We start from the raw sequence: 6,500 nt of genomic DNA, 5'->3' as shown, positions 1-6,500 counted from the left end.
TATTCTGGCCGGCCCGCTGCTGCCGTTGGTGACCGTCCCCGGGACGCTGGCAGCAGTGCTCTCTACTACCCTGCCGGGAGTGAGTCAGGTGCTACTCTGGGCAGCCGGTGTTCCAGCAGCCGGTATTGGGCTCATCGGGCGTGGTGCAAGCAGCCTGCCGCAGGCACTGGCGCCGTGGCCTGCTGGTTGGCTCGGGGTGGTGTTAGTTCTGCTGTACCTGGCTGCAGCACTGATTCTGTGCCGACTGCTGATTGCCGCGCAGTGGCCTGGTCGCGCTGAAACGGGGGTGTTAGTCAGCGCTGCGGCGTCAGTGCTGGCGCTGATTGTCCCGTTGACCGCCTTGGGGGAGGAGAGGCTGCCGGGGGACTGGCGCTTCGCGCTGTGCGATGTGGGCCAGGGGGACATGTTGGTCATCCGGACTGCGGCGCAGGCTGGGATTGTTGTAGACACTGGGGAGGAACCCGCAGCGGCCGAGGAATGCCTGAACCACCTGGATATTGAGCAGGTGGAAGTACTGATGATCACCCACGAACATCGTGATCACTACGGCGGCATGCCCGGGGTAGAACAGGCGGCAGATGTTCGCCGGCTGCTGTACTCCGCCAGCGCGGGTTGGCAGCTGGATGAGGCCCCGGAGGCGGAGTCTGTTCAGGTCTCAGCTGAGCGGGCCCGCATCGGGGACCGCGGTATCCATGAAGGAGCTTTTCCGGTGACCTGGACGGTGTGGGCAGCGGCGGATTATCACCGCAATCCCAACGACAATTCGCTGGCTGTGCTCTTTGAGATACACGAGTACTCAGCAGGCGCAGACGGACCCGCGAACGATCCGCTGCGCCTGCTGAGTACCGGGGACCTCGAACAGGAGGCCACTGATCTTCTGCTGGCTCGTGAGGCGTTGCCTCAGCATGTTGATGTGCTGCAGGTACCTCACCACGGTGCAGCCAATGGCGGCACCGAGATTCTGGAGTTCACCAGACCTTCTGTCGCGCTGATCGGTGTGGGTGAGGACAATAGCTACGGCCATCCTGCACCGGAGATCACCGGGATGCTCCAGAGGCTGGAGTCAGCCGTCTACCGCACCGATCAGCACGGCACTGTGGTCTTCAGCTATGCCCAGGGCCAGCTTGAGACCACAGGAATCAGATAACGGGCAGCTTCAGCTCGTCACCGACGTAGATGAGGTTGGGATCCTCCACCAGGTCCTGGTTGGCACCCCACAGATCGGTCCACTCGACACCCAGCTCAGCGGCGATGGAGCTCAGCGAATCGTCGGACTGAACGGTGTAAGTCTCCTCGGAGACCTCCACCGAGGTGTTCGGCTCGGCACTGTAAGCCGGTGCCAGGTTGCGGGGCTGCTCAGTCTGGGGCTGCGGTGCAGGCGCCGACTGCTGCGGAGCCGGAGCAGGTGCGGACTGCTGGGGTGCAGGTGCAGCCTGGGGAGCTGGCTGCGGGGCCGGAGCTGCAGGGGCCGGAGCGGACTGCTGCTGGTTCTGAGCAGGGGCCGGAGCGGCGCTAGGAGTGCCGGAGAGGCCCAGGCGAGCCGAGCATGCGGGCCATGCGCCCCAGCCCTGGATAGCCTGCAGCTTTGATGCGCGGTTGATCTGCTCTCCCTTGGAAGCCTGGTGCGGGTAGCCGGAGCCGCCCACGGCCTGCCAGGACTGCAGGGAAAACTGCAGACCGCCGTAGTAGCCGTTGCCAGTGTTGATGGACCAGTTGCCGCCGGACTCGCACTCGGCAAGGCGGTCCCATTCGCTAGCGGCGCTGGCTGCAGGAGCCTGCGCCACAACAGCGGCACCGGCCAGGGTTGCAGCGGCCATAGAGCCGCCGAGGATCTTCTTGAAAGCCATGGAAGTCTTCATTGTTCTGCGTATGCGAAGTTCCCTAGCGCATGGGGACCCTCCCGGGTCCTGCGCCGCCGCCCTGCACTCCTTTCCTCACTGGGTCACGGTTACGTGTCTCTTCAGCTGGCGGATGGACGGCGTCGGGAGTGCCAGCCGAAGCGCTTCTGGGATGTTCGCCCGCACTGGTGCGGACCGATGTGATGGGCCGGGGAAGAGGGAGCCCAAAAGTCACATCCACATCACAGAAGATGTCCGCCATCAAGTAAAAGGTCTCAAAAGTATTGCGTCAACTAGGCGGGAGAGCCTCTAGAAGGCCCAAGAACCGCAGAATTCCGCGGATATCGGCCCGTTATCGACCTGTGATCTTTCTTTCTGTGAGTTTCTTGTGAATCGGGCTCAGGGTGTGGGATTTCGGGAGTCATACCGCAGGAATCCGGGGAATCTGCGGGCCAGGACAAACACTGTGAGGATGCACAGGGTTCCTCCGGCCACCGCGGTGAGGGACTCGCCAACAGCGGCCGCGGCACTTCCAGAGACGAGTTCCCCCAAGCGCGGGCCACCGGCCACCACCACGATGAAGACCCCCTGCAGGCGGCCCCTTAGGTGATCTGGTGTAGCTGACTGGAGGATGGTCTGCCGGAAGATCATGGCCACTGCATCACTGACACCGGCCAGCAGCAGAAGCAGCGCAGCTGGCCACACCCACCACGTCAGTGACCCATCAGGGGGCACAGGCTCACCGGAGGCCAGCCACACCACCGCGCCGAAGCCGGCAATGCACCCGCCCCATGCGGCCACAGCCCAGGTCACAGCAGCACCGTGGCGATGTATCCGCATCAACGGTCCCGAGAACACGCCGGTGAGGAATGAACCTGCTGCCAGTGCTCCCAGGAGGATGCCCACTGTCAGCTCGCCGCCGCCGACCAGCAGCGCGCCGATGGCCGGCAGGAGGGCGCGCGGCATTGCAAGGATCATCGCGGCGAAGTCCATGAGGAACGTCATGCGCACGTTCTTGCGGGTCCGCAGGAACACCAGTCCCTCCACCACGGAGCGAACTCCTACCCGGTGCTGCTGAGGGCCAGCGCCGTCGGTCTCATCTTTCTGCGGTGGGAGTGGGGGCAGTCTGAACAGTGCCCACAGTGCAGCAAGATAAGCGACGACGTCGATCGAATACGTCCAGGCGTAGCCCACAGTGGCCACCAGCACGCCTGCCAGCAGGGGGCCGCCCATCATTGCGAAGTTGAATGTCATCATATTCAGCGCATTCGCAGCTGGCAGCAACTTGTGCCCGACCAGGGCCGGGATGATGGCGCTGCGAGTGGGCTGGTTGACTCCCTGCGCAGCAGAGTGGAGAGCCACCAGTCCATAGAGCAGCCAAACGTTCTCCACGTCCATCCATGCATGGGCGGCGATTCCGCAGATGGATAGCCAGAGGAAGAACCCAGAGACCAGGGCAACCTTCCGCCGGTCATAGACATCAGCCACCGCGCCCCCGTAGAGCCCGGCCACCACCAGCGGCACCAGGGCGAAAAGCCCCACCAAGCCCACGTACAAGCTGGACTGGGTAAGCGCGTAGACCTCAAGGCTCACCGCCACCAGGGTCAACTGGGCGCCGATGGCGGCCAGGGCATTGCCCAGCCACAGTCGGCGGTAGGCCTGGGACACCCGCAGCGGAGTCAGGTCGGCGAAGAAGCGAGACACTTGGTGATTGTATGCATCCGGGTAGCAGGTCGTTGGCCTTCGAAGCAGTTCTTGGGCCACTGGCCGGTCCTGGTGCAGAATCAGCTCATGTCCCCTGAGCCACAGCCGCCTTCGGGCCCGCCGAAACCTGGCACCACCGGAGGATTTGCCATGATGGCCACTTCGGCACTGAGTACCCAGTCCGGTGCCGCGGTGGGTTCCCTGGCCTTCAGCACTATGGGGCCGGTGGCCGTGGTTGCTGCGCGACAGTTAGTGGCCGCCGTCGTGCTCTCTGCCCTCGCCCGGCCGCGTTTTTGGCGCTATACCCGCAGCCAGTGGGGGCCACTGGTGCTGTTGGCCATCTTCTTCGCAGGGATGAACACCACACTGTATGCGGCGGTGGATCGTGTGGGATTGGGTACCGCGGTCACCTTGGAGTTCCTGGGGCCGCTGGGAGTGGCTCTGGCTGCGTCTCGCCGACTGCGCGACGGGCTGTGCGCGGCGCTAGCACTCGGCGGCGTCGTTCTGTTGGCGCGTCCTGGTCCATCAAGTGACCTGCTGGGCTTGGGTTTCGGGCTGCTGGCAGGGCTGTGCTGGGCCGGGTATATCCTGACCAATCGAACCGTGGGACGCCGGGTAGCCGGCATTCAGGGCGCGGCAGTCTCCACGGCGCTCTCAGCCTGCGTGATGGTGCCGGTGGGGGTGGTCATCGTCCTTCACGTACAGCCACCTTGGGAGGCCTATGTCTTCGCCGTTGTCTCAGGGCTGCTGTCTTCTGCGGTCCCATATGCCCTTGACCTTATAGTGCTGCGACGAGTCTCTCCGCTGATCTTCGGGCTCGGGATGTCCCTTCATCCGTTCTTCGCTGCGCTGGTGGGGGCGGCTTTTCTAGGACAGGTGCTGCCGGTACTGGGCTGGGTGGGGATCGGGTTGGTGATCAGCGCCAATGCACTGACCCTGCGAGGTGCCCCTCGGTGATCAACCTTCAGGGGTTGATTAGCGGGTATCAACCTTGTAGGGTTGATTTATGTTCGTGGTGACAGCTGATCAGCATCGCAGCCGGGAAACCGGCGATAGGGTGCGCCGCCTGCTCGAGGATCTCAGCCCCTGGGCGGACGAGCGGGCCGAGCACATCCTGCTGCCGCTGGAACGCACCGTCGGAGATGAAGTCCAGATAGTGCTCAGCGACGCCGAGACCGCACTGGATTTCACGCTGCAGCTGGTACGTGCAGGCGACTGGGCTATCGGTGTGGGTGCTGGCCCGGCAGACCTTCCATTGGGCAGCAGTCCGCGGCAAAGCTCGGGAGAGGTGTTCATCCACGCCCGCAACGCGGTGGAGCGGGCCCGCGGCAAAGCAGAGCCGGTGCCGGTGGTGGTGGAGGGGGCCAATAACGACGCCGCAGGTCAAGCTACTGCGGTGCTGCAGCTGCTGGCAGCGGTGGTGCGGCGTCGTTCTGCCGAAGGGTGGGCCGTAGCTGACCGTCAGGCACAAGGAATGAACCAGGCTCGGATAGCCGCTGACCTTGGCATCTCGCCGCAGGCAGTGAGCAAACGGGCCCGAACCGCCATGGTGGAGGAGGAGCGCAGGGCGCGTCCTGTGGTGGCCGCCCTGATCGGCACCGCTGAAGGGCACCTGTAGAACCGGCGACGATGTCAGGCCTGCTGCCGATATTTGAGGAGATGGCTGTAGTGATCACCGTGTTGATTGTGACCAGCGCCCTGCTGCTCTCCATGGGCGCAGGGCTCTTTGTGGTGGCCGGAATCCTGCGCTGGGTGGAACCAAAAGGCTCCGCTCCAGGTGTACTGCGTGGCGGCACCTGGATCGGTGTCCTGGAGCGGCTGGCCATCACCGGCACAGTGCTGGCCGGATACCCCGAAGCCATCGCGGTGGTGCTGGCGGTGAAGGGGCTCGGACGCTACCCGGAGTTGCGCTCAGCAAAGTCTGAACACCGCGCCAAGGCCACCGAGCGGTTCATCATCGGCACCCTGGCCAGCTACATCTGGGCCGGACTGTTGGGAATCCTGGGCAACCTGGCTATTCAAGCCTGGGCCTGAACGGGCAGCCGAGCAGCAATTGCTGCCGCGAGCACATCGGCGGCCTCGGGAGCTCGTTGCAGATTCAGTGCAGGCTCAAACAGCTCTGCCTCCAGCAGCACTGTTCCCCACTGCGCAGTGGTCACAATATCGATGCGTCCGTAGAGCGGCATGCCGGTTCCGGTGACCTCCTGCACCGCTGAAAGCACAGCAGCTCCGAAGGCTTGCTCATCCTCGCTGGCGGACACCAGCTGCGGGCGCTCCTGATAGGTCCCGCCGAGCAGACCGCCGCCACGTTCCAGCAATGCGCCTTTGGCGATGGTGTGGGTGTGCTCCCCGCCAATAAAATACAGTGCCCGTTCATCCCCGGCGGTGAGTTCTGGAACTTCTGGCTGAATCAGCAGGGTCCGACCCGAATCGATAATCCGGGTACCAAGCGCAAGGGCCTCAGCGGAGTCGGCCCGCAGCAGTTCCGTGTTCAGCGAGCCGGCAGAAACACTTGGCTTCAGCACCGTCCACTGCTGGCCATAACTGGCCAGCGCCTGGTCAAGCTCTGCAGCATCCTTCACCCAGGTAGTGGGCACGATGCTGATGCCCTTGTGCTGCAGCTGCTGCAGATACACCTTGTCCAGATTCCACTCGATCAGCTCTGGTGAGTTCAGCACCGGAAGCTGCGCACCGGTGGTCTGCAGCCAGGCACGGAACTCGGCTTCACGTTCGGTGTAGTCCCAGGGGCTGCGAATCACTAGCAGATCAAACCGCTCAGCGTCCTGAGCCTTCCACTGATGCCACACCACCGGCTCTGCCGCAATGCCCAGCCGGTCCAGGGCCGAGATCAACGGCCCGGTGTCCTGGTCTCCTGCAGGAACCCAATAAGTATCTGTGACAACTACTCCAACGCGTGCCATCCTCGGCCCCTGCTTTCTGCTGGTCAGGCGTATTACC

Annotated in this window: 7 protein-coding genes; 4 read left to right on the top strand and 3 right to left on the bottom strand. The window is 63.9% G+C overall.

The window, feature by feature from the left end:
* Window positions 1-1,147, top strand: a 1,147-nt coding sequence (locus TX78_RS00330; protein WP_158644276.1) for a ComEC/Rec2 family competence protein, incomplete at its 5' end; no start/stop codon positions are given.
* Here the strand turns inward: TX78_RS00330 and rpf are convergent.
* Window positions 1,140-1,847, bottom strand: coding sequence for a resuscitation-promoting factor Rpf (rpf, locus tag TX78_RS00325; protein ID WP_233722106.1), 708 nt, complete (start codon window positions 1,845-1,847; stop codon window positions 1,140-1,142). The genes TX78_RS00330 and rpf overlap by 8 nt on opposite strands.
* Window positions 1,848-2,237: 390 nt before the next feature.
* Window positions 2,238-3,542, bottom strand: a complete 1,305-nt coding sequence (locus TX78_RS00320; RefSeq protein WP_044492700.1) for an MFS transporter — start codon at window positions 3,540-3,542, stop codon at window positions 2,238-2,240.
* An 87-nt stretch (window positions 3,543-3,629) separates the two neighbouring features.
* Between TX78_RS00320 and TX78_RS00315 the strand changes: the two genes are divergently transcribed.
* Genes TX78_RS00315 through TX78_RS00305 form a run of 3 tightly spaced genes read left to right on the top strand, consistent with a single transcriptional unit; the run spans window position 3,630 to window position 5,576 of the window.
* Complete coding sequence (locus TX78_RS00315; protein ID WP_233722105.1) at window positions 3,630-4,499, top strand: EamA family transporter; 870 nt, start codon at window positions 3,630-3,632, stop codon at window positions 4,497-4,499.
* 49 nt (window positions 4,500-4,548) lie between these two features.
* Window positions 4,549-5,160 carry a hypothetical protein gene (locus TX78_RS00310; protein WP_044492699.1) on the top strand — a complete coding sequence of 204 codons (612 nt, stop codon included), beginning with the start codon at window positions 4,549-4,551 and terminating at the stop codon, window positions 5,158-5,160.
* Window positions 5,161-5,171: 11 nt separating this feature from the next.
* Complete coding sequence (locus TX78_RS00305) at window positions 5,172-5,576, top strand: hypothetical protein (protein ID WP_233722104.1); 405 nt, start codon at window positions 5,172-5,174, stop codon at window positions 5,574-5,576.
* Here the strand turns inward: TX78_RS00305 and TX78_RS00300 are convergent.
* Window positions 5,561-6,463, bottom strand: coding sequence for an ATP-grasp domain-containing protein (locus TX78_RS00300; RefSeq protein ID WP_044492697.1), 903 nt, complete (start codon window positions 6,461-6,463; stop codon window positions 5,561-5,563). The two genes, TX78_RS00305 and TX78_RS00300, sit on opposite strands and share 16 nt — an antisense overlap.
* Window positions 6,464-6,500 lie beyond the last annotated feature (37 nt).

It is taken from the genome of Nesterenkonia massiliensis (assembly GCF_000455245.1).
GTDB lineage: Bacteria > Actinomycetota > Actinomycetes > Actinomycetales > Micrococcaceae > Nesterenkonia > Nesterenkonia rhizosphaerae.
The sequence above is the reverse complement of the archived record's forward strand: the minus strand, read 5'-3'. Positions and strand labels throughout refer to the sequence as shown.